Source organism: Arenibacterium sp. CAU 1754, assembly GCF_054482635.1.
Genome location: NZ_JBTLRG010000001.1, coordinates 769,726 through 789,898 on the forward strand (window position 1 = coordinate 769,726; position 20,173 = coordinate 789,898).

At 61.9% G+C, this 20,173-nt stretch carries 17 protein-coding genes; 16 read left to right on the plus strand and 1 reads right to left on the minus strand.

All coding sequences use genetic code 11. The features are described from left to right. Nucleotide 1: 1 nt before the first annotated feature. The 8 genes from ACXYMO_RS03770 to ACXYMO_RS03805 are packed head-to-tail and all read left to right on the plus strand — an operon-like array spanning nt 2 to nt 9,003. Nucleotides 2–1,702 carry a glycerol-3-phosphate dehydrogenase/oxidase gene (locus ACXYMO_RS03770; RefSeq protein ID WP_458877315.1) on the plus strand — a complete coding sequence of 567 codons (1,701 nt, stop codon included), beginning with the start codon at nt 2–4 and terminating at the stop codon, nt 1,700–1,702. After that, nucleotides 1,699–2,499: a GntR family transcriptional regulator gene (locus ACXYMO_RS03775; protein ID WP_458877316.1), complete on the plus strand. Its 801-nt coding sequence runs from the start codon at nt 1,699–1,701 to the stop codon at nt 2,497–2,499. Before ACXYMO_RS03770 ends, ACXYMO_RS03775 begins: the two co-directional genes overlap by 4 nt. 13 nt (nt 2,500–2,512) lie before the next feature. Next, nucleotides 2,513–4,066, plus strand: coding sequence for an FGGY family carbohydrate kinase (locus tag ACXYMO_RS03780; RefSeq protein WP_458877317.1), 1,554 nt, complete (start codon nt 2,513–2,515; stop codon nt 4,064–4,066). Then, on the plus strand, nt 4,063–5,103 hold the full coding sequence (locus ACXYMO_RS03785) for a 2-hydroxyacid dehydrogenase (RefSeq protein ID WP_458877318.1): 1,041 nt from the start codon (nt 4,063–4,065) through the stop codon (nt 5,101–5,103). The genes ACXYMO_RS03780 and ACXYMO_RS03785 overlap by 4 nt, the downstream gene beginning before the upstream one ends. Nucleotides 5,104–5,115: 12 nt before the next feature. Next, on the plus strand, nt 5,116–5,811 hold the full coding sequence (locus ACXYMO_RS03790) for a class II aldolase/adducin family protein (protein ID WP_458877319.1): 696 nt from the start codon (nt 5,116–5,118) through the stop codon (nt 5,809–5,811). Between the two features lie 3 nt (nt 5,812–5,814). Further along, nucleotides 5,815–7,308: a glycerol-3-phosphate dehydrogenase gene (locus ACXYMO_RS03795; protein ID WP_458877321.1), complete on the plus strand. Its 1,494-nt coding sequence runs from the start codon at nt 5,815–5,817 to the stop codon at nt 7,306–7,308. Between the two features lie 40 nt (nt 7,309–7,348). After that, complete coding sequence (locus ACXYMO_RS03800; protein WP_458877322.1) at nt 7,349–8,218, plus strand: carbohydrate ABC transporter permease; 870 nt, start codon at nt 7,349–7,351, stop codon at nt 8,216–8,218. A gap of 17 nt (nt 8,219–8,235) precedes the next feature. After that, a complete protein-coding gene (locus ACXYMO_RS03805) occupies nt 8,236–9,003 on the plus strand; it encodes a carbohydrate ABC transporter permease (RefSeq protein ID WP_458877323.1) in 768 nt (255 codons plus the stop codon). An 87-nt stretch (nt 9,004–9,090) separates the two neighbouring features. Here ACXYMO_RS03805 and ACXYMO_RS03810 read toward each other — a convergent pair whose 3' ends face one another. After that, entirely contained in the window at nt 9,091–9,816 is a 726-nt protein-coding gene (locus tag ACXYMO_RS03810) for a GntR family transcriptional regulator (protein WP_458877324.1), read from the minus strand. A gap of 149 nt (nt 9,817–9,965) precedes the next feature. Between ACXYMO_RS03810 and dctP the strand changes: the two genes are divergently transcribed. From dctP to ACXYMO_RS03850, 8 genes are all read left to right on the plus strand, one after another. Continuing rightward, nucleotides 9,966–10,994: a TRAP transporter substrate-binding protein DctP gene (gene dctP / locus ACXYMO_RS03815; RefSeq protein ID WP_458877325.1), complete on the plus strand. Its 1,029-nt coding sequence runs from the start codon at nt 9,966–9,968 to the stop codon at nt 10,992–10,994. A 124-nt stretch (nt 10,995–11,118) separates the two neighbouring features. Continuing rightward, the gene (locus tag ACXYMO_RS03820; protein WP_458877326.1) at nt 11,119–13,194 is read left to right on the plus strand and encodes a TRAP transporter large permease subunit; all 2,076 of its coding nucleotides are present in this window, start codon (nt 11,119–11,121) and stop codon (nt 13,192–13,194) included. A gap of 13 nt (nt 13,195–13,207) precedes the next feature. After that, on the plus strand, nt 13,208–13,330 hold the full coding sequence (locus ACXYMO_RS03825) for a dihydroxy-acid dehydratase (protein WP_458877327.1): 123 nt from the start codon (nt 13,208–13,210) through the stop codon (nt 13,328–13,330). A 10-nt stretch (nt 13,331–13,340) separates the two neighbouring features. Beyond that, on the plus strand, nt 13,341–15,071 hold the full coding sequence (araD, locus tag ACXYMO_RS03830) for an L-arabinonate dehydratase (protein ID WP_458877328.1): 1,731 nt from the start codon (nt 13,341–13,343) through the stop codon (nt 15,069–15,071). After that, on the plus strand, nt 15,071–15,970 hold the full coding sequence (locus ACXYMO_RS03835; RefSeq protein ID WP_458877329.1) for a dihydrodipicolinate synthase family protein: 900 nt from the start codon (nt 15,071–15,073) through the stop codon (nt 15,968–15,970). The genes araD and ACXYMO_RS03835 overlap by 1 nt, the downstream gene beginning before the upstream one ends. Nucleotides 15,971–16,011: 41 nt before the next feature. Further along, on the plus strand, nt 16,012–16,737 hold the full coding sequence (locus ACXYMO_RS03840) for a ribonuclease activity regulator RraA (RefSeq protein WP_458877330.1): 726 nt from the start codon (nt 16,012–16,014) through the stop codon (nt 16,735–16,737). 604 nt (nt 16,738–17,341) lie between these two features. Continuing rightward, the gene (locus ACXYMO_RS03845; RefSeq protein WP_458877331.1) at nt 17,342–19,633 is read left to right on the plus strand and encodes a phage tail sheath C-terminal domain-containing protein; all 2,292 of its coding nucleotides are present in this window, start codon (nt 17,342–17,344) and stop codon (nt 19,631–19,633) included. Nucleotides 19,634–19,651: 18 nt separating this feature from the next. After that, nucleotides 19,652–20,173, plus strand: a complete 522-nt coding sequence (locus ACXYMO_RS03850; RefSeq protein ID WP_458877332.1) for a phage tail protein — start codon at nt 19,652–19,654, stop codon at nt 20,171–20,173.

The window sequence follows — 20,173 nt, forward strand, 5'->3', positions numbered from 1 at the left end:
GATGCGAAGCAGGGCGGATTTACTGGACCGGCTCAGGACCGGCTCGCCCCCCGAGGTGCTGATAATCGGTGGGGGCATAAATGGCGTGGGCGTGTTTCGCGACCTCGCAGCGCAGGGCGTGCCCGCGCTTCTGGTCGATGCCGGCGATTTCTCCTCCGGGACCAGCGCCGCGCCGTCACGGCTGATCCATGGCGGGTTGCGATACCTTGAAACCGGAGAGACCGGTCTGGTGCGCGAGGCCCTTCTGGAGCGCAACCTATTGTTGAAGAACGCCTGTCACATCGTGCACCCGCAACCTGTGTGGATCCCGTTGCGAAGCTGGTTCGGCGGGGCACTGTCGTCTGTTCTGCGGTTCCTGAAGCTGAAGAAGACTCCAGGGCGCAAGGGCGCCGTTCCGGTGGCGATGGGGCTGAGCGTTTACGACCTGTTCAGCCGGGCCCATCGCACGATGCCAACGCACAGGGTACTAAGCGCGGCCCGTGCCAAGCAGGAGATGCCGGCGCTTGCCGGAGACATCAAAGCGGTGGCGGAGTTCTACGACGCCCGCATCAGCCACCCCGAACGGCTTGTGCTGGAACTGGTTGCCGATGCCGAAACTGATTGCGAAGCGGCGATGGCGATCCCCTATCTCGCCGCAGGGGCGAACAATGCCGGGTGCATCACCTTGCATGATAAACTGTCGAACGAGACCTTCTCGGTCACGCCCCGCATTGTGATCAACGCGGCCGGGGCATGGGTGGATCGGGTACAGGGCGATCTGGGGATTCCGGGCCGGCTCATGGGCGGCACGCGCGGGACGCATCTCGTGATGCGAAACAGCGACCTCGCAAAGGATCTGGGCGGGCGCATGCTGTATTTTGAAACGCATGATTTTAGGGCCTGCCTTACCCTGCCGCTGGATGCGGACCATGTTTATGTCGGCACCACGGATATCCGCGTCGACGACCCCGACGACCGGCATTTTTCCGAAGAAGAAATCGACTATATCTTTGACGTGCTGCGCCCGGTCCTGCCCGGCGTGGACTGGCGGCGCGAAGACAGCGTTTTCACCATGGCAGGTATCCGGCCCCTGCCGTTTCAGGACGGGTCGGTGAAAGCAACCGGCGCAATCAGCCGCGACCACCGGATCGAGCGGTTTGCACCCGCGGAAGATCGCCCCTTTGAAACCCTCACCCTTGTCGGTGGCAAATGGACAACCTATCGCGCCTTTGCGGAGCAGGTCACGGATTTGGCGATTGGCCTGCTGGACCATGCAAGGCGAACCGATACCCGAACCCTGGCCATTGGCGGCGCGCGGGGGTTTCCCTGCGACGAAACGGAGCGCGCCAGATGGCTTCGGGAACTGGCTGCGCGTACCGGGCTGGACATGGAACGTTGCGCAGTTCTGGCGGGGCGCTACGGTGTGGCGGCCGAGGCGTTTGTATTTGAAGAAAGACGGGAAAACAGAGCCTTGAGTGTGGTTCAAGGCTACTCGCTTGCAGAAATCGAACGGATCTGCCAGCACGAGCGCGTAAACCGACTGGACGATATCGTCATGCGCCGAACCCTGATGGCTTTCGAGGGCCAGACATCCCTACCCGCCCTCGAAGAAGTGGCAGACATCGCTGCCCAAGCACTTGGATGGGACGCCGCCGAACGCAGCATGCAACTCGAGGCCACCATAAAGGCCTTGCGCGCCAATCACCGAGTAGACATCGCATGAGCAAGCACGCCCGAACGACCGCCAGAAACAGCGCATTGGACAGGCTGGCACAGATTGACCCTGCCGCTGACCGGTCTGCGGCTGTGCCGCTCTGGCTTCAAGTCAAGCAGGCGATGTCCAGACATATCATTGATCAACAACTCAGCGAACACGCGCGATTGCCCTCGGAATCCGAACTGTGCAAGCATTTCGAGGTGTCCCGAACCGTGGTGCGCGAGGCCCTGGCCCAGATGGTTTCCGAGGGCCTGATTTACCGGTTGCAGGGCAAGGGTGCCTTTGTCCGCGGCCCGCGGCAGGATCAGAGTTTCGTCAGTTCTACCGTCGGGTTCAGTGGCGAGCTGGAAGAAAAAAGCCTGTCGGTCACGCGCCGGGTGCTACGCCAGGAGGTGACCATGCCCTCCGAGCGCATGCAGCGTTTCCTCAAGATTGGCGCCGATGAGCCGGTGGTTGTCATCGACCGGGTCCTGAGTGTCGAGGGCGTTCCGCGTGCCATCGTGCGATGGGCAATGCTGGCGCATGTGGTGCCAGGCCTGGAAACACGTCCGCTGCAGAACGTGTCACTTTACGATACGATTTCGCGCCAATACGGGGTCAAGCTTGTGCGGGCAGAACGCTGGATCGAAGCGGTATCGCTGACCCGAACCGATGCCGACCTCCTGCGGGTGCCAAAGGACAAGGCTGCCTTGTGCGTTGAATCCGTGGGGTCAAGCAACACCCAGCAAGCCATCGAATATTACACCGCTCTGTACCTCACGGACCATTCGCGCCTGCGTCTGGTCGTCAACGGACCATCATAGGAGACAGCGTGGCATGGGCAGTCGAGAGCTTTTGATCGGGATCGACGCCGGGACGTCTCTCATCAAGGCTGTCGCCTTCGACCTCACCGGCCGTCAAGTCGCCACGGCCAGCTGCAAAAACACCTCTATACCCTTGCCAGACGGCGGCGTGGAACAGGACATGGGGTGGACCTGGCGCGACACCGCCGCAGTCATCGCGGACCTGGGCACCCGGATCGACCGGCTGTCCGACCGGGTGATCGGCCTGGGCGTCACCGGGCAAGGTGACGGCACCTGGCTGATAGACGGTGCCGGACGTCCGGTGCATGACGGGTGGCTCTGGCTCGATTCACGCGCAGCAAGGGATGCAGAACGGCTGCAAAAGAGCGACGTGATTTATCAACGGACCGGCACCGGGGTGAACACATGCCAGATGCGCAGCCAGTTGGCCTGGATGATGCGCGAAGCGCCTTACTTGCTGGAGTGTGCCGAAACCGCTTTTCACTGCAAGGACTGGCTGTATTTCAAACTCACCGGCGTCCGCGCCACCGACCCGACCGAGGGCGTCTTTACCTTCGGCGATTACCGCACGCGGGATTACTCCGATGCCGTTCTGGACGCGCTCGGGCAGACTGGTTTGCGCCGACTGCTCCCGCCGATCCTCGACGGATCCCGCGATACGCACCCCCTGACATCCGAGGCGGCCAAGTTGACCGGTCTGCCGGCCGGTCTGCCTGTATCATTGGGCTATCTCGATATCGCATGCACGGCCCTTGGGGGTGGGCTGGTGGACCCTCGGGCAGAGGCCGGGGTTTCAATACTCGGCTCGACCGGTGCGCATATGCGCTATGTGCCCGATGCACACAGAGTCACGCTGAACAAGGACCGTTCAGGCTACACGCTGGCATTGCCCGGGCAGGCCTATGCGCAGTTGCAGACCAACATGGCGGCAACGCTGAACCTCGACTGGATTCTCGGGCTGGCGGCTCAGATTCTGACACGGGCCGGCGTGGATCGCTCCCCCGACGATCTGCTGCAAGACCTCGACGCACAGGTGATGGGCGCGCGACCGGGTGCCGCGCTCTTTCATCCCTATATCTCTGCCGCCGGCGAGCGCGGCCCCTTCACCAATGCCAGTGCCCGCGCGAGCCTGACCGGGCTGGACCTGCGCACAGGCTGGGATGACATTCTGCGTAGCGTGTGTGACGGTCTCGTCTTGGCCGCGCGGGATTGTTACAGCGCCATGGGGCCGATGCCGCGCGAAATCCGTCTGAGCGGAGGCGCGGCGCGCTCCGCTGCCCTGCGGCGCTTGTTGGCGTCGGCGCTGGGTGTCCCTGTTCGCACCGTGGCCCAGCCCGAGGCAGGCGCCGCAGGTGCCGTCATGATCGCCGGGCTGGCACTTGGCATCTTCCCCGACGCCGAAAGCGCGACGCGCGAATGGGTCCATCCGCTGCTTGAGCTGCCGGCAGAACCAGAACCCGACCTCACCGCCACCTTCGATGCGCTGTATGACGCCTATCTTTCCACAAGGTCCGCCCTGCCCCCGGTCTGGGCCGCGCAGGCCAGGATGCAGGAGCGGCTCAAATGACGACCGAGGTGGCGATTATCGGCGACCGCTTCATGCGCTCCGAGGTCTTTGCAGAGGCGCTGATCGCTGCCTGTGGCACGTCAGTCATGTGCCAGGGGCTCGATTTGCCGTGGCCGGATGAACCGATGGAGCACGGCTATGCCATCCCCGGGATGGAGGGACTCAAGGAATATATGGGGGACCCTGATACGGTGCTGACTCACATCGGCGCCGCCCCGGTGCTGGTCACGCACCTGGCACCGATGTCGCGGGCGATGTTTGCCGCCCTGCCCGGTCTTCGGCTGGTGGCCGTGGCGCGCGGTGGGCCGGTCAATATCGACATGGCGGCGGCGGCAGATCACGGCGTGCGGGTGGTCAACGCACCCGGGCGCAATGCCTCGGCCGTGGCCGAGTTCACCATTGGCGCGATCATCGACCAGACGCGCAACATCACCACGGGCCATGACGCCCTCAGGCAGGGCATCTGGCGTGACGATCTCTACCGCTCCGATATGGCGGGCAATGAGCTTTCCGACATGACCGTGGGTGTGATCGGATATGGCCATGTCGGCCGTCGGGTGGTGCGCCTGCTTCGCGCTTTCGGCACGCGGGTGCTCGTAACTGACCCTTATGTGCGGCTTGACCCCGTGGATGCAGCTGATGGCGTGATCCATTGCGCCCTGCCCCAACTCTTGGCGGAGGCTGATGTGGTCACCCTGCATCCGCGCGTCACCGACGAGACCCGCAACATGATCAACACAGAAGTGCTCGCCGCGATGAAACCCGACGCGGTGCTCATCAACACGGCCCGCGGGCCTCTCATGGACTATGACGCGCTGCTGGATGCCCTGAACACCGGCCATCTGCGCGGCGCCATGCTGGACACGTTCCCGATCGAGCCGCTGCCGCAGGATGCACCGCTGTGCCTCCACCCCAAGATCACGCTGACGCCGCATATCGCCGGGGCGTCCCTCAAGACAGTCAAGATCGCCGCGGCTCAGGCCGCCGAAGAAACCCGACGGTGGCTGGCAAATGAGCCTCCGCTGAACCCATGCTGACAGGAGACCACAATGGACCAAGCCGAAAAAGACCTGCGTCAGGCCCTCATCGACCAATGCCTTTTCATGAATTCCAGCGGCCTAAATCAGGGCACGTCCGGCAATATCTCGGCCAGATACGGTGACCGGATGCTGATCACCCCCTCTGCCACGCCCTATGACAAGCTGACGCCAGATATGATCGCCTCGATGCCCTTTGGCGCGGAATACGGCACCTGGGACGGGCCGCTGAAACCCTCGACCGAATGGCGGTTTCACTTCGACATCCTGAAAAATCGCACGGATATGGGGGCGGTGGTACACGCGCATCCAACCTACTGCACGGCACTGGCCATCGCCCACAAGGAGATTCCGGCGGCGCATTACATGATCGCGGCCTTTGGCGGCACCAATGTGCGTTGCGCGCCCTTTGCCCGGTATGGCACGCCGGAACTCTCTGTGCTGGCCATCGAAGCGCTTGAGGATCGCACCGCCTGCCTGCTGGCCAATCATGGTTCCATCGCGATGGGCGAGGATCTGGACAAGGCGATGTGGCGTGCGATCGAACTGGAGACGATCGCGCGGCAATACTACCTGTCACTGGCCATCGGCCCCGTGATCCTGACCGACGCCCAGATCGAGGAGACGATGAAAGGCTTCAGCAGTTACGGCGTGCAGGACGACTACAAGGATATCGCCGCAGGCACCCCGCTGGAAGGAAAGGCCTGATCCATGGACACGGTCGATCTGCTGGTGATCGGGGGCGGCATCAACGGCGCAGGACTGGCCCGCGACGCCGCCGGCCGGGGCCTGTCTGTGATGCTGGCCGAAAAGGACGATCTGGGGCAAGGCACCTCTTCACGTTCGGGCAAGTATATCCATGGCGGGCTGCGGTATCTTGAGTATTACGAATTCCGGCTGGTGCGCGAGGCGCTGATCGAACGCGAGGTGGTGTTGAAGGCAGCACCACAATTCACCTGGCCCCTGCGTCTGGTGCTGGTGCATAGTCCCGCACAGCGCCCGCGCTGGCTGATCCGGCTGGGACTGTTCCTTTACGATAATCTCGGCGGGCGCAAACGTGTGCCGGGAACAAAGGCGGTGCGGCTTGATCAGGCACCCGAGGGCGACGTGGTGCGCGACGCTTATACCCACGCCTTTGCTTATCACGACGTTTGGGTCGATGACGCGCGGCTGGTGGTTCTGAACGCTCTCGACGCGGCACGGCACGGCGCGCGGGTTTTTCCGCGCACCCGTGTGGCCTCGGCCCGGCGCGATGGCGCGGAGTGGCTCGCGACGCTCGAGGGGCCGGACGGGCCGCAGGACATTCGCGCCCGCGCCATCATCAACACCGCCGGCCCCTGGGTCGAGCAGGTGCTGGGGAATGTCGCCGGGGTGAACTCCTCCAAACACATCCGACTGGTCAAGGGGAGCCATATCGTCACCAAACGCTGGTGGAAGGGTAACCACGGTTATGTCCTGCAAGCCCCTGACAAGCGGTTGATCTTCGTGAACCCCTTCCAGGACGATCTCGCGCTGTTCGGCACCACCGACATCCCCTTTGACGGCGCGCCCGAGACTGCCGAGATCGGTCAGGACGAGGTTAACTACCTGCTGGACATCCTTGAAACCTATTTCAAAAACGCGCCAAAGGCCGATGATATCCTTTGGACGTATTCCGGCGTGCGCCCGCTCTTTGACGATGACGAGGCCAAGGGGGCCTCGGCGGTCACGCGCGACTATACGTTCGAACTGGACGGTGGAGGCGACCGCGCGCCGATCCTCACGGCCTTTGGCGGAAAGCTGACCACCTATCGCAAACTGTCCGAGGCGGCGCTGGCACAACTTGCCCCGCATTTCCCGAAGATGGGCAAGCCGTGGACCGAAAACGCGCCTTTGCCCGGCGGCGACATGCCCGGTGCGGATTTCAACGCATGGTTCAGCGGCTTCCGCGACCGCTGGCCCTGGTTGCCGGAACCGCTGGCACTCCACCTTGCCCGCGCCTATGGGACCGAGGCCGACCAATTGCTGCAAGGGGCTGGCAAACTGAGCGATATGGGCCAGCATTTAGGCTGCAATTTCTATGCCCGCGAGGCGGAATGGCTCTGCACGCAGGAATGGGCCGTCAACGCTGAAGACCTGCTTTTCCGCCGCACGAAGCACGGGGTCTTCTTGAGTGACGACGAAAGGGCCAAGGTGGCGACCTGGCTGGAAAGCCGGTCCACTTGACTGTTCGGCAAGAGCGCATTTTCTGTCACAGGCCGAGATCGTGACAGACGGGACCCGTGCATGGCTGTTTCTTTTGCCGGCCTTCGCGGTGCTGGCCCTGGTCGGCGCAATCCCGGTTGCGATCAACGCCTGGCATTCCTTGTTCGATATCTTCACGCTGGACGACAAATATTGGGTCGGCCTTGAATGGTATAAAGAGCTCCTCGGCTCGAAGCGGTTTTACGAAAGCTTTGGACGCAGCCTCGCGTTTTCGGCCGTGATCCTCGCGGTACAATTCCCCCTCGGCGTGTTCATCGCGTTGAACCTGCCCAGATCAGGTTGGATGCGGTCCCTGGGCCTGGTCTTGCTGGCGGTGCCATTGGTGGTGCCGTGGAATATGATCCCGTCGATCTGGCTCAGCCTGATCAACACCGAAACGGGCTATGTGGGGCGCGTGATGGCCTGGGCCGGAATCGCCTTCGACTACAAGTTCAACGCGCTGCACACATGGATCTTGATGGTTGTCATGGACACATGGCACTGGGTCGGGCTGGTCGCAATCCTTGCCTGTTCCGGGCTTGCCGGCATACCGCAAGCCTACTATCGGGCCGCGGCCATTGATCAGGCCACACGTCTGCAGGTATTCCGCCACATCGAAATGCCGAAACTCAAGGGCGTGCTTCTCATGGCCTTGATGTTACGCTTCATGGACAGTTTCATGATCTACACTGAGGCCTTTGGCATCAACGCGGGCGGCCCCGGCACAGCGACCGCGTTTCTTTCGCTGGATCTTGGCGAAGAGATAAAGGCCTTCAACTATGGCCCGGCGGCAGCGCGCTCGGTGATGTACTTCGCGGTCACACTCATGATCGCATTCGCCTTCTGGCGCGTGATGGCCGCGGAACGCGCCATCGTGGAGGAGGCGCCCTGATCCGTGTCCTGCAAACCTTGGGTTTTCTGGCGCTGGCCGGGTTCATCCTCCTGCCCCTGGCACAGGTGGTCCTGCTCAGCTTTGTCTCGACCCTGCCGCGCGACGACATTACCAAGGGCAGCCTGACCCTGCTGAACTATTTAAATGTTTTCAGAACAGAAAGGCTGGCTGCCTCGCTGGTCAATTCCACAGTCTATGTCACGCTAAACGTGGCATTGTGCATCACGGTCGCCCTGCCCGCCGCCTATGCGTTCTCGCGGTTTCGTTTTACTGGCGCAAGAGCTGCTTTCTTTGCCCTGCTCGCGTTCCGGGTCACGCCGCCTGTCGTGCTCTCGCTGCCGGTCTTTCTGGTCTTTTCCAAGGTGAACCTCCTGAACACCCCGATCGGCGTGGCGCTGGCCCATTGCGTCTTCAACATACCCATCGCGATCTGGATCCTCGAAAGCTTCATATCCGCCGTGCCGCGCGAATTCGACGAGGCCGCCTTTCTGGACGGCCACTCGACCGGTGGCTTCATCCTGCGCCGCCTGGTTCCGGTGATCGCCCCCGGGATCGGAGCAGCGGCGTTCTTTTGCTTCACTTTTTCATGGGTCGAAGTGGTTTTTGCCCGCACGCTGACCATCACCGATGGCAAACCGATCACCACGGCGATCACCAGCCTGTTCGGCTTCCGCACGGATATCGGGCTGGTCATGGCGATGACGATGCTGTCCCTTGTCCCGGGGCTGGCCATGATCTGGTTTGTGCGCAATCACATCTCGCGGGGGTTCACCATCCGCGTTTGACGTTTGACCGGCTGGACCGTGCCCGCACCTGACATCATGTGCTTGCACCTGTTCAAATGCCGCCAACACCCGGCCATCCGGCCCGGTTCAGCCCAGAGCACCGTCCGAGAAATAATCCGGATACTCGGCACGGATGGATTCCACGCGGCTGATCGTGCCCGACAAATGCGCGCGCACGGCGCTTGCGGCCTTTTCTGGATCGCCGGATTCGATGCCGTTCAGAATGGCCTCGTGGGCCTCGACGATGTCCCGGGCCTTGCCCTCTCGCGGCAGTTCGAGCCTTTGGCAACGATACAGATGCCCCAGCCGGTCAGTCAGCATTTCGTGCAGCGACACCATGCCGACAGCCTCGAACAGGCTGCGGTGAAAATCGCGGTCGAGATCCGCGAAAAGGTCCATCTGATCGCCCGCTTCCATCAGGGCGCGTTGCATTTTGAGAATACCCCTGGATCGTTTCAGCGCCGTGTGATCGGTGTCGGCGGCAAGCCTGCGGACCACTTCGGTTTCGACGGCGACGCGCAAGAAATGCGTTTCGGACAATTGCCGCGAGTCAATCGGTGCGACGATGGTCTTGGATTGCGGGTAGATGCGCACCAGACCGTCCTGCCCCAGCCGCTGCAAGGCATCGCGAACCGGCGTCTGGCTTACGCCGTATTCGCGGGCAATGTCGTTGCGGCTCAGCACGGCACCGGGCGGCAGGTCAAAACTCAGGATGCGTTCGCGCAATGCGGTATAGACGCGATCTGGCGCGCCTGTCGCGGGACCGCCCTGCACCGGTCTGGCGGACTCTTTTTTCAGCGAAGCTGCGATCATGCGCTCTTCTTTTCCTTTGGCAATTTTCCGGCTCTGCACCGATGCCATAAAATTTAAGAAATTGCGACAATTAGTCAACTAATATATTAGTGTTTTAGCCTTGCGGTCGGGAGGACACAGGCAAAGCTGAACCTACGGGAGGAAATCTTATGAAAATCAAGACACTGGGCGTGGCTCTTGCTGTTGCCACACTGGGAATCGGTGCGACTGCAGCTTTTGCGGCGGATCGCGTTCTGAAAATCCAGACCTCGTCGAATGCCAGCCACGCGTCGCTGGCTTATCTGAACAAAGAGTGGGTTCCCAAGCTCGAAGCCATGACCGGCGGCGCGTTGACTGTGGAACTGCTGCCCGTCGATGCAGTGGTGCCGCGCCGCGAAACCGCCGAGGCGATTGCGGTGGGCATCCTGGATGGTGACCTGACATCGATCAACTATTTCGCAGGCATCGATCCTGCGTTTGCCCTGATGGGCGACCTCATCGCCGGTTATGACAGCGCCGACCAAATTCAGGCCTTCTGCGCGCAGGGCGGCGGCAAGGAAATGCTGCAAAAACTGTATGACACCCATTTCCCGGGCGTCCATGTGATTGGGTGTGGCGCATATGCGCGCGAGGCGTTTGTGTCCAAGGTGCCGATCCGTGGCGTCGCGGATTTCAAGGGCGTCAAGGTTCGATCGCCCGAAGGGCTGGCCGCCGATGTGTTCAAGCGCGCCGGAGCGGCACCTGTGTCGATGTCCGGGTCTGAAACCTATGGCGCACTGGAAAAGGGCGTGATCGACGCGGCCGACAATTCAGCCTATGCCAACAATGATGCGAACGGCATGCACAAGATCGCCAAGTATCCGATCTTTCCCGGCATCCATTCCACCCCAATCCTGCAATTCACCGTCTCCGAGGCCGTTGCCGATGAGCTGACCGAAGCGCAGATGGTGGCGTTGGAAACCTGGTACCTTGCTGCTTACAACGGCCTGCGCCAGCACTTTGAACGCCTCGACCGGCAATTGGTGGCACGTGACAAGGCCGCCGGTGAAATCGAGGTCATCGACTGGCCGCAGGAAGAGCGTGATAAAATGCGTGTGATTGCTCAGGAAGCCTGGGCCGATTTCGCGGCTGGCTCTGACCTCGCGAAAGAAGTGTTCGACGCGCATGTCGCCTTCATGAAGGAAGCAGGTCTGCTGTAACGCTTGGCCGCTTTCATCGACAGGGGCGTGTCCGGATCAATCGCGGACACGCCCACCCAGACCGCCAAACACCATAATCTAGACCGCCCCGAACAGGGCCGCGGCCGGGAGAGGAACACCTGAGATGACGCGCAATCTGGATGACGCGCTGGAGCACACCGAGATCGAGATCGGCGCGCAGGACCCCCTTCAGGAAGAAAGCGACCTGCCCTGGGACCAGTATACTCCGGTCGAACATGTCAGCCACATCACCGGTATCGCCATATCGACCTTTTATCTGGTCGCGGCCCTTGCCACCCTCTGGGAGGTCTTTTCCCGCTATGTCCTGAACCAGCCCACCTATTGGGCGTTCGAGACTGTCATGGTCACGGTTGCCGCCGCCTGGATGCTGTCGGCGGGCTATGTGACGATGAAAAAGCGCCATATCGCCATTACCGTGATCCACAACCTTGCCAGCCCGACACAACGTTGGTGGCTTGAACTGTTCGCGATGTGTGTCGGGGTCGTGGCGCTCTACATGCTTTTGACAGACGCCTCGATCCGCGCCTATGACAGCGTCCTGAGGGTTGAAAAATCCGGTTCGGCCTTCAACTCACCGCTGCCGATGATGATGAAGGGGCTGATGGTCACCGGCGCCTTCATGTACCTGGCGCAGTTGATGATGAACCTGCATCGGCATTTGACAAGCCGCGCGGCCCGTCTGGCGGTCAAGATCGTCGGCGCCTATTTCGTCATCTATTTCATCGCGGCGTTCCTCTCCCATGTGATGGATGTGCAGGTAGCCTCGGTTTTTTCGGATTTCGTTTCCGGGATCGGCAAATCGATGGATCCGTCCAAGGCGCTGAACCTGCGCGGCATGGATCTGGGTACGATCTCGCTCATCATGGTGCTTCTGCTTGTCGCCCTTATGATGACGGGCATGCCGCTGGGGATTGTGACGCTGTTTGTCTCGGTCATCATGGCGGTTGGCTTCTTCGGACCGCGCGGGCTGTTTCTGGTGTCGTCCAACGCGGTCGGCCTGCTGGAGCATTACAGCCTTGTCGCGGTGCCGTTCTTTGTCCTGATGGCCTCGATCCTGGAACGCGCCGGAATCGCCGAAGACCTGTTTGACGCGATGAGCATCTTTGCCGGCAACCTGCGGGGCGGCGTTGCGGTGCAGACCACCGTGGTTGCGGTGATCCTTGCGGCCATGTCCGGCGTGATGGGCGGCGAGATTGTCATGCTGGGCCTGGTGGCGCTGCCTCAAATGTTCCGGCTGGGCTATGATCGCAAACTGTCCATCGGGCTGATCTGTGCCTCCGGCGCGCTGGCGACGCTGATCCCCCCGTCCATCATCATGATCGTTTACGGCCTCGCGGCCGAAGTCGGCATTGGCGATCTGTTCATGGCTGGGGCCATTCCGGGCATCATGCTGGCGGTTTTTTACGCGGGTTATGTGCTGATCCGGGTGAACCTGAACCATTCGCTGGCCCCCACGGCTACCGAAGTGGCCGCGTTGACCGGCGAAAACCGCAAGCTGTCGCGTGAACGGATGACAGCCGTGCTGCTTTGCATCCTTCTCATTGGCGCCGTCATGGGCTCGATCTACGGCGGGGTCGCCTCGGTCACCGAAGCAGCGGCCGTGGGATGTGTCGGGGCGCTTTTCATTGCCGCCGTGCGCAACAAGTTCAAATGGGAGGTTTTGTCCGCCGCCATGCTGGGCACCATGACCACAGTTGGCACGATCATCTGGCTGGTTCTGGGCGCGGTGAGCTTCGTGGGCATCTTCAACCTCGTTGGCGGTGGCGACTTCATGCGGTCCCTGTTCCTGGATCTCGGGTTGAGCGCGATGGGAACCGTTCTTGTCATGATGCTGATCCTGATGGTGCTGGGCACGTTCATGGAATGGATCGCCATCGTTCTGATCACCGTGCCGGTCTTTGCGCCGGTAATCATGACCCTTGCCCCCGAACTGGGCCTGACCGAAGACCAGGCCAAGATCTGGTTCGGCATCCTGTTCGTGATGAACATCCAGATCTACTTTCTGTCGCCGCCCTTTGGCCCGGCCTGTTTCTGGTTGAAATCCGTGGCGCCGAAGGATGTGACCCTGCAGGAAATCTTCATCGCTGTTCTGCCTTTCATCGGGTTGCAAATCGTCGGGCTAATGCTGGTGATGTACTTCCCGCAGATCGCCCTTTTCCTGCCTGAACTTCTGAACTGAGGAGACTGACACAATGATCGGACGCGACAGTCACGACGACATCAATGGTTACGGAATTTGGCCTTGGGTATTGGGCCTCGTCCTGGCGGGGGTGATCATTTATCTGATGTTTGCCTACGCCCAACCGATTTCCTGAGGAGCAAACCATGCCGAAGAAACCCGAAGACCTGCGCTCTGCCCGCTGGTTCGCACCTGATGACCTGCGCTCGATGGGCCATCGGTCCCGCGCGATGCAAATGGGGTTGGATGGCGCGGACTGGGAAGGCAAACCGGTTATCGCGATCATCAACACCTGGTCGGATCTGTCGCCCTGCCATCATCACCTGCGCGACCGCGCGGAATTTGTGAAGAAAGGCGTCTATCAGGCCGGAGGCATGCCGGTCGAGATGCCGGTGCATTCCTTTTCCGAGCAGTTCCTCAAACCTACCTCGATGCTCTACCGCAACATGGGCGCGCTGGAGGTGGAAGAGACGCTGCGGTCTCATCCGATCGACGGGGCCGTGCTGATGGGCGGCTGCGACAAGTCCACGCCGGCGCTGGTCATGGGCGCGGTCTCCATGGACCTGCCGTTCATCTTCATGCCGGCGGGCGCGATGCTGCGGGGCAATTACGCAGGACAAAAACTGGGCTCGGGCACGGACGTCTGGAAGTATTGGGACGAACGCCGCGCCGGCACCATCACCAAGGAACAATGGGACGGCGTTCAGGGTGGCATCGCGCGCAGTTATGGCACCTGCATGACAATGGGTACGGCCAGCACCATGATGAGCATTGCCGATGGCTGGGGCCTCACCCTGCCCGGTGCCTCGTCGATCCCTGCCCCGGATGCGGGGCACAAGCGCATGGCCGCCGCCTGTGGCCGCCGCGCGGTTGAAATGGTCTGGGACGACCTCACGCCTGACAAGATCATGACCTGGGAAAGCACACGCAACGCGGTCACGGTCGCCATGGCCACCGGCTGTTCGACCAATGCGATCATACACCTGATCGCGATGGCGCGCCGGGCCGGGATTGACCTGACGCTCGACCATCTTGACGAGATCGGCCATACCACGCCGGTGCTCGCCAACATCCGACCGTCCGGGCAAGAGTACCTGATGGAAGATTTCTTCTATGCCGGCGGCCTGCCCGCCCTGATGAAGGAACTGGGCGACAAGCTGGACCTGTCGGTAATGACAGTGAACGGGCAGACGATGGGTGACAACATCGCCGACGCGGTCAACTATAATGACGACGTGATCCGCCCGCTGTCCAATCCGGTCTATCACGAAGGGTCATTGGCAGTGCTGCGCGGAAACCTCGCGCCGGACGGCGCGGTGATCAAACCCGCCGCAATGGATCCGAAATTCCAGAAACACCGTGGCCCCGCCATTGTCGCCGACAGCTATGCCGAGCTGAAAGAGATCATCAACGACGAAGATTACCCGATGACGCCCGACCACGTGCTGGTGCTGCGGAATGCGGGCCCGCAGGGCGGCCCGGGCATGCCCGAATGGGGCATGATCCCAATGCCCAAGGCGCTTTTGAAACAGGGCCACCGCGACATGGTTCGGCTGTCGGATGCCCGCATGTCCGGCACCTCTTACGGGGCTTGCATCCTGCATGTGGCGCCCGAGGCATTCATCGGCGGTCCGCTCGCCCTGATCAAGACCGGCGACATCATCGATGTCGATATCCCTGCCCGCACGTTGAACGTGGCAGTCCCGGACGAAGAACTTGCCACCCGCCGCGCCGCCTGGACGCCCCCCGCTCCTCGGTTTGAGCGTGGATATGGCAAGATGTTCAGCCAACATGTCGAGCAAGCCGACAAGGGATGTGATTTCGATTTCCTGCGTACCGATTATGGGGCACCGGTTCCGGAGCCCGAGATCAACTGATGCAGGACATTCGCAACGCACTGACAGGGATCTCGGGCATCCTCGTGGCGCCATACGACAAGAACGGCGCGCTCTCCCCTTCCCGCCTGTCGCCAATCATTGACCGCGCCATCGCTGCGGGTGTCGATATCCTTGTTGCCAATGGAAATACCGGAGAGTTTTACGCGCTGGACGAAACAGAGGCGCAGCGGTTCTGCACCAGCGCGGTCGAACAGGTTGCGGGGCGCGTGCCGCTTTTTGCCGGGATTGGAAGGGGTATCGTGGAGGCGACGCGCGCTGCAAAGCAGGCGCGCAATGCCGGGGCTGATGCGTTGATGATCCACCAGACGCCTGATCCTTTCGTCAGCCCCCGAGGCTATGAGGAGTACGTCAAGCGCGTGGTCGAGGCCGGTGACGGCCTGCCTGCCATGCTGTACCTGCGCAACGACGCCATCGGGACCGACGCCATCGCGCGCCTGACCGCGATCGACGGAGTGGCCGGTGTCAAGTGGGCCACGCCCAACCCGATGAACCTGGCGCGCGCGATCGCTGCAACTGATCCCGCAGTCATCTGGGTCGGCGGTCTGGCCGAAGTCTGGGCCCCTTCCTTTTGCGCCGTGGGCGCACGTGGGTTCACCAGCGGGCTGATCAATGTCTGGCCGGAACGCGCGGTTGCGATCCGCGATGCATTGGTAGCCGGAGACTATCCCCGGGCCAATGCGCTCATATCGGACATGCGCGTTTTCGAGGATATCCGCGCCGAAGAAATGGGTGGGACCAATGTGACAGGTGTCAAAGCCGCGCTGGCTCTTCAGGGTATTGATTGCGGGGCCGTGCGTCCGCCGGGGGCCTGGCCGCTGACCGATGCGCAGACCCGGCGCCTGTCAGACTTCATGCGTAACAACGACCTCATCCCGTAGAGTGAGCGTCGCAGCCTCAACACTTCAAGGACAACTTCGCCATGACAAACTATCCATTGAAACCCGCAACCAAGGAAAAACTTGAACAGGTCTCGGTCGCCACGCTGGCCACGGCCCTGTTCAAGCGCGGGTTGCGGCACCAGGTGATCCAGGACGTACGTCCGGTCAAACCCAAGGGGCGCAACATGGTCGGCCCGGCCTTTACCCTGCGCTATATGCCCGCGCGGGAGGACCGCAACCAGCTGGTCGAGTTCCGCAACCCCAAACACCCGCAGCGCCACGCGATTGAAACCTGCCCGCCGGGTCACGTCATGGTCATGGACAGCCGCAAATCAGCCACTGCGGCCAGCGCGGGCGATATCCTGATCACGCGCCTCATGATGCGCGGCGGCGCGGGTGTGGTGACGGATGGGGGGTTCAGGGATGCGATGAACATTGGCGATCTGGACATGCCTGCCTATCACAACCGCCCGTCCAGCCCGACGAACCTGACGACGAACGAGGCGATTGCCATCAACGAGCCCATCGGATGCGGCGACGCGCCTGTTTTCCCCGGCGATATCGTGGTGGGCGACGACGACAGCGTCATCATCATCCCCGCCCATCTGGCTGACGAAGTCGCCGATGAAGCCATCGAGATGACAGCCTACGAGGATTTCGCGCTCGAACAGGTGAAAAACGGCGAGACCATCATCGGCCTCTACCCCGCGACCAAGGAAGAGAACCTTGAACGCTTCGCCAAATGGCGCAAGGCAAACAACCGCTGATCGCTTGCGCACGGGCCGCCACAGATACGACGTTTCTGAACGAACCGGTCAGTGGCCCGGCCCACCCGCTTTCCGTCCGTATGCCTGATCCGCGAAGGCCGCGTTCAGGTCACTGGGGGCTCTGTCAGAGAAATCCGCTAACGCCCGTGCCTTCCCTTTCACCGGACGGGCGCCGCGGCGCTGACGTTGAAACGCCCCGGCACGGCCCATTGACCTGATCCACCCTCTCAATCGGCGGATAATTGCCAGCCAGCGCGCCAGGAAACCGCCGTCTGCCACCCCTCCGGCCCTTATTTGCTTATCTCGCAATGGTTGTGCCGGACGCGACTTGTGGCCCCCTTGACTCGAATCCGGGTTTGGCGGAACGTCTTGGTATTAGATATAAATCGAGACGTGTTTAGAAATTGTGCTGGCGATGCCACTGGCACACGCGGGAATACTTTTGCGTGTGTTTCGGCCCTGCCCCGATGTCTTTGGTAAAGACGGGTCAACGTTGTTGTAGCAAGTTTTGTTTTGCGATGGACCCGTGCGGGCGCCTTTGCCGTTCGCGACCAGAATTCAGGATTTCGGACTTTCTGCGCGTCCTTGATGCAAGGAGCATCCAATGGCTGTCGCAGTGTCCTATCCCGGCGTCTATATTCAGGAAGTCCCCTCCGGCTCGCGCGCGATCGCGGGCGTTCCCACATCCATCGCGGCCTTCGTGGGCTATACCGCCCGCGGACCGGTCAACGATCCGGTACAGCTGTTCAGTTACGCCGATTTCGAGCGCAAGTTCGGCGGTCTTCATCTGGACAGCCCGCTCAGCTATGCGGTCAACCATTTCTTTCTGAATGGCGGCGCAACGACCTGGGTCGTGCGGGTCGCATCAGGGGCGGTGCCCACCGAAATCGCAATGCAGACGGCAGGTGGCACACTGACCCTGACGGCCATCGCCGCGAGCGAGGGGACCTGGGCCAACGCGCTGGTCCTGACCGTGGATTACGACACCGCAAACCCCAACGAAAGTTTCAACCTCACCGTGACCGAATTTGTCGAGCGTGGCGGCCGGATGGTCCCCGCCCGGACCGAAGCGCACCGGAACCTGTCGATGTCCACCACTGCTGCCACCTATGCCCCCACGGTCATTGAGGCGGATTCAAATCTGATCACGGTGCGCGATGAAAACGCCGGAGGCGCGATCCAGGGTGAATCCCGATCCGGTCCACTGACCGACGCGGTTGCGAGTGATCTCGACGACGATGCGCGCCGCCTTGCGATATCAATTGACGGCGGGCCGTTTTATGAATTCGACCTTTTCGCCGCTGGCGGCAGCCTTGCCGATCTGGACGCGATCAGGAACGCGATCGACACGATCGTGCCGACGCTGGAGCCTGCGAACATTGGGTTTTCGGGCTTTGCCTGTACCATCGACAGCGGGTCACTGGTGGCGACGTCGGGGTCGACCTCACGCGACAGTTCGGTCCGCTTCCGCCGGGCATCGATGCGCAGCGCCACCGCCCTGCTCAAATTGGGCCTGGCCTTTGGCGGGCGCGAGATTCACGGCTCGTCCCCGACCCGGCCCGCCGCAAGCGGAACACTGGGTGAGCGGATCGACGATTTTTCGGCGGTGACCTTCGCGGACCCCGAACAGATGACCGTCACGCTGTTGGATTCGGCAGGAACCACGGTGGATACCGAAACCGTCACCCTCAACCGCACGGCCGCGCCCGTGGTCGACGCCCCCACCAGCCTTGCCGAGGCGCGCAGCCTGATTGAAACGGCATTGCGCGGGGCCAGCCACGAGGCGATTTCATCCGCCTCGGTCGGCACGGTGGACGGCGCGCTGGTGGTGCGGGCGGGCGGGCCTGACGCGTCGCTGCGGCTGCAACTGTCGGGCGCCGGGGCCACAAGCCTTTTGCTGGATGCGGGATCGGGCGCGGCCGAGAACGTCGCGGGGTATCAAATGGGCATCGGCCCGACCGTGGCATTCCAGCAAGGCGCGGTCGGCGGCGACGATGGCAGCGTGCCCTCGGACACCGAGATCCAGGGATCGCTCGCGCAAAAGAGCGGGCTTTATGCGCTTGAGGATGTGCGCGACCTCAACATCATTAACCTGCCCGAGGTTAATGACGCGGGGGTTCTCGCCAATGCGATCACCTATGCCGAAGACCGCCGCGCGATGATCCTGATCGACATCGACGACTCGGACAATAATTTCGAAAAGGCCCGGGCGTGGATAAACGATCCGGCCAATGCGGGTCTGCGCCACAAGAACGCCGTGGTCTATTTCCCGCGCGTTTCGATGCCCGATCCGCTGCAGGGAAACCGCCCGCGGTCCTTTGCCAATTCCGGGCTGATGGCCGGGCTTTACGCGCGCACCGATGCCTCGCGCGGGGTCTGGAAGGCCCCCGCCGGGATCGAAGCACGGCTGCGCGGGGTCACCTCGCTCGATTATGTGCTGTCGGATCAGGAGAATGGCGTGCTGAACCCGCTCGGGCTCAACTGTCTGCGCACCTTCCCGGTCTTTGGATCGGTCAGCTGGGGGGCACGCACGATGGTGGGCGCCGATGCGCTGGCCAGCGAATGGAAATATGTTCCCGTGCGACGGCTGGCGCTGTTCATCGAGGAAAGCCTTTATCGCGGCACCCAGTTCGTCGTGTTCGAACCCAATGACGAGCCGCTCTGGGCTCAGATCAGGCTGTCGGTCGGAACCTTCATGAACAACCTGTTCCGGCAGGGCGCCTTTCAGGGGGCAACCCCGCAGGAGGCGTATTTGGTCCGCTGCGACAGCTCGACCACGACCCAGGCCGATATCGACCTCGGGATCGTCAATATCGTCGTGGGCTTCGCGCCGCTGAAACCGGCCGAATTCGTCGTCATTCAGATCCAGCAGCTCGCCGGGCAGAGCCAGAGCTGAGCCAAGGGAGGCCGATAAATGGTAGAATTCAGTGTCAATCCGCAGCGCTTTGACCCGTACAAGAACTTCAAGTTCCGGGTGAAATGGGACGGTCGCTATGTCGCGGGGGTCAGCAAGGTCGGCGCGTTGAAACGTTCCACCGAAGTGGTCGAACACAGGGTCGGTGGCGATAGCTCCACCAGCCGAAAATCGCCCGGACGCTCCAAGTTCGAGGCGATCACGCTGGAGCGCGGGGTCACGCATGACACCGATTTCGAGGCCTGGGCCAACCTGGTCTGGAACGTCGAGGCGGGTCTTGGCGCCGAGGTATCGCTCAAGGATTTCCGCAAGGACATCATCATCGAGATGTACAACGAGGCTGGCCAACTGGCGATCGCCTACAAGGTGTTCCGGTGCTGGGTTTCGGAATTTCAGGCCATGCCCGAGCTGGACGCCAACGCCAACGCGGTGGCGATCCAGACGATCAAGCTGGAAAACGAGGGCTGGATCCGCGACCTCGAGGTGGTGGAACCGACCGAGCCCTCCTTCGCGGGCGGGTGA

Bases quoted from the DNA above. Each gene is read 5' to 3' on its own strand.
- ACXYMO_RS03825 (WP_458877327.1), top strand. From the start codon at position 13,208: ATGATCGGACGCGACAGTCACGACGACATCAATGGTTACGGAATTTGG.
- ACXYMO_RS03775 (WP_458877316.1), top strand. From the start codon at position 1,699: ATGAGCAAGCACGCCCGAACGACCGCCAGAAACAGCGCATTGGACAGG.
- ACXYMO_RS03770 (WP_458877315.1), top strand. From the start codon at position 2: ATGCGAAGCAGGGCGGATTTACTGGACCGGCTCAGGACCGGCTCGCCC.
- ACXYMO_RS03780 (WP_458877317.1), top strand. From the start codon at position 2,513: ATGGGCAGTCGAGAGCTTTTGATCGGGATCGACGCCGGGACGTCTCTC.
- dctP (WP_458877325.1), top strand. From the start codon at position 9,966: ATGAAAATCAAGACACTGGGCGTGGCTCTTGCTGTTGCCACACTGGGA.
- ACXYMO_RS03835 (WP_458877329.1), top strand. From the start codon at position 15,071: ATGCAGGACATTCGCAACGCACTGACAGGGATCTCGGGCATCCTCGTG.
- ACXYMO_RS03790 (WP_458877319.1), top strand. From the start codon at position 5,116: ATGGACCAAGCCGAAAAAGACCTGCGTCAGGCCCTCATCGACCAATGC.
- araD (WP_458877328.1), top strand. From the start codon at position 13,341: ATGCCGAAGAAACCCGAAGACCTGCGCTCTGCCCGCTGGTTCGCACCT.
- ACXYMO_RS03850 (WP_458877332.1), top strand. From the start codon at position 19,652: ATGGTAGAATTCAGTGTCAATCCGCAGCGCTTTGACCCGTACAAGAAC.
- ACXYMO_RS03820 (WP_458877326.1), top strand. From the start codon at position 11,119: ATGACGCGCAATCTGGATGACGCGCTGGAGCACACCGAGATCGAGATC.
- ACXYMO_RS03810 (WP_458877324.1), bottom strand. From the start codon at position 9,816: ATGATCGCAGCTTCGCTGAAAAAAGAGTCCGCCAGACCGGTGCAGGGC.
- ACXYMO_RS03795 (WP_458877321.1), top strand. From the start codon at position 5,815: ATGGACACGGTCGATCTGCTGGTGATCGGGGGCGGCATCAACGGCGCA.
- ACXYMO_RS03845 (WP_458877331.1), top strand. From the start codon at position 17,342: ATGGCTGTCGCAGTGTCCTATCCCGGCGTCTATATTCAGGAAGTCCCC.
- ACXYMO_RS03785 (WP_458877318.1), top strand. From the start codon at position 4,063: ATGACGACCGAGGTGGCGATTATCGGCGACCGCTTCATGCGCTCCGAG.
- ACXYMO_RS03840 (WP_458877330.1), top strand. From the start codon at position 16,012: ATGACAAACTATCCATTGAAACCCGCAACCAAGGAAAAACTTGAACAG.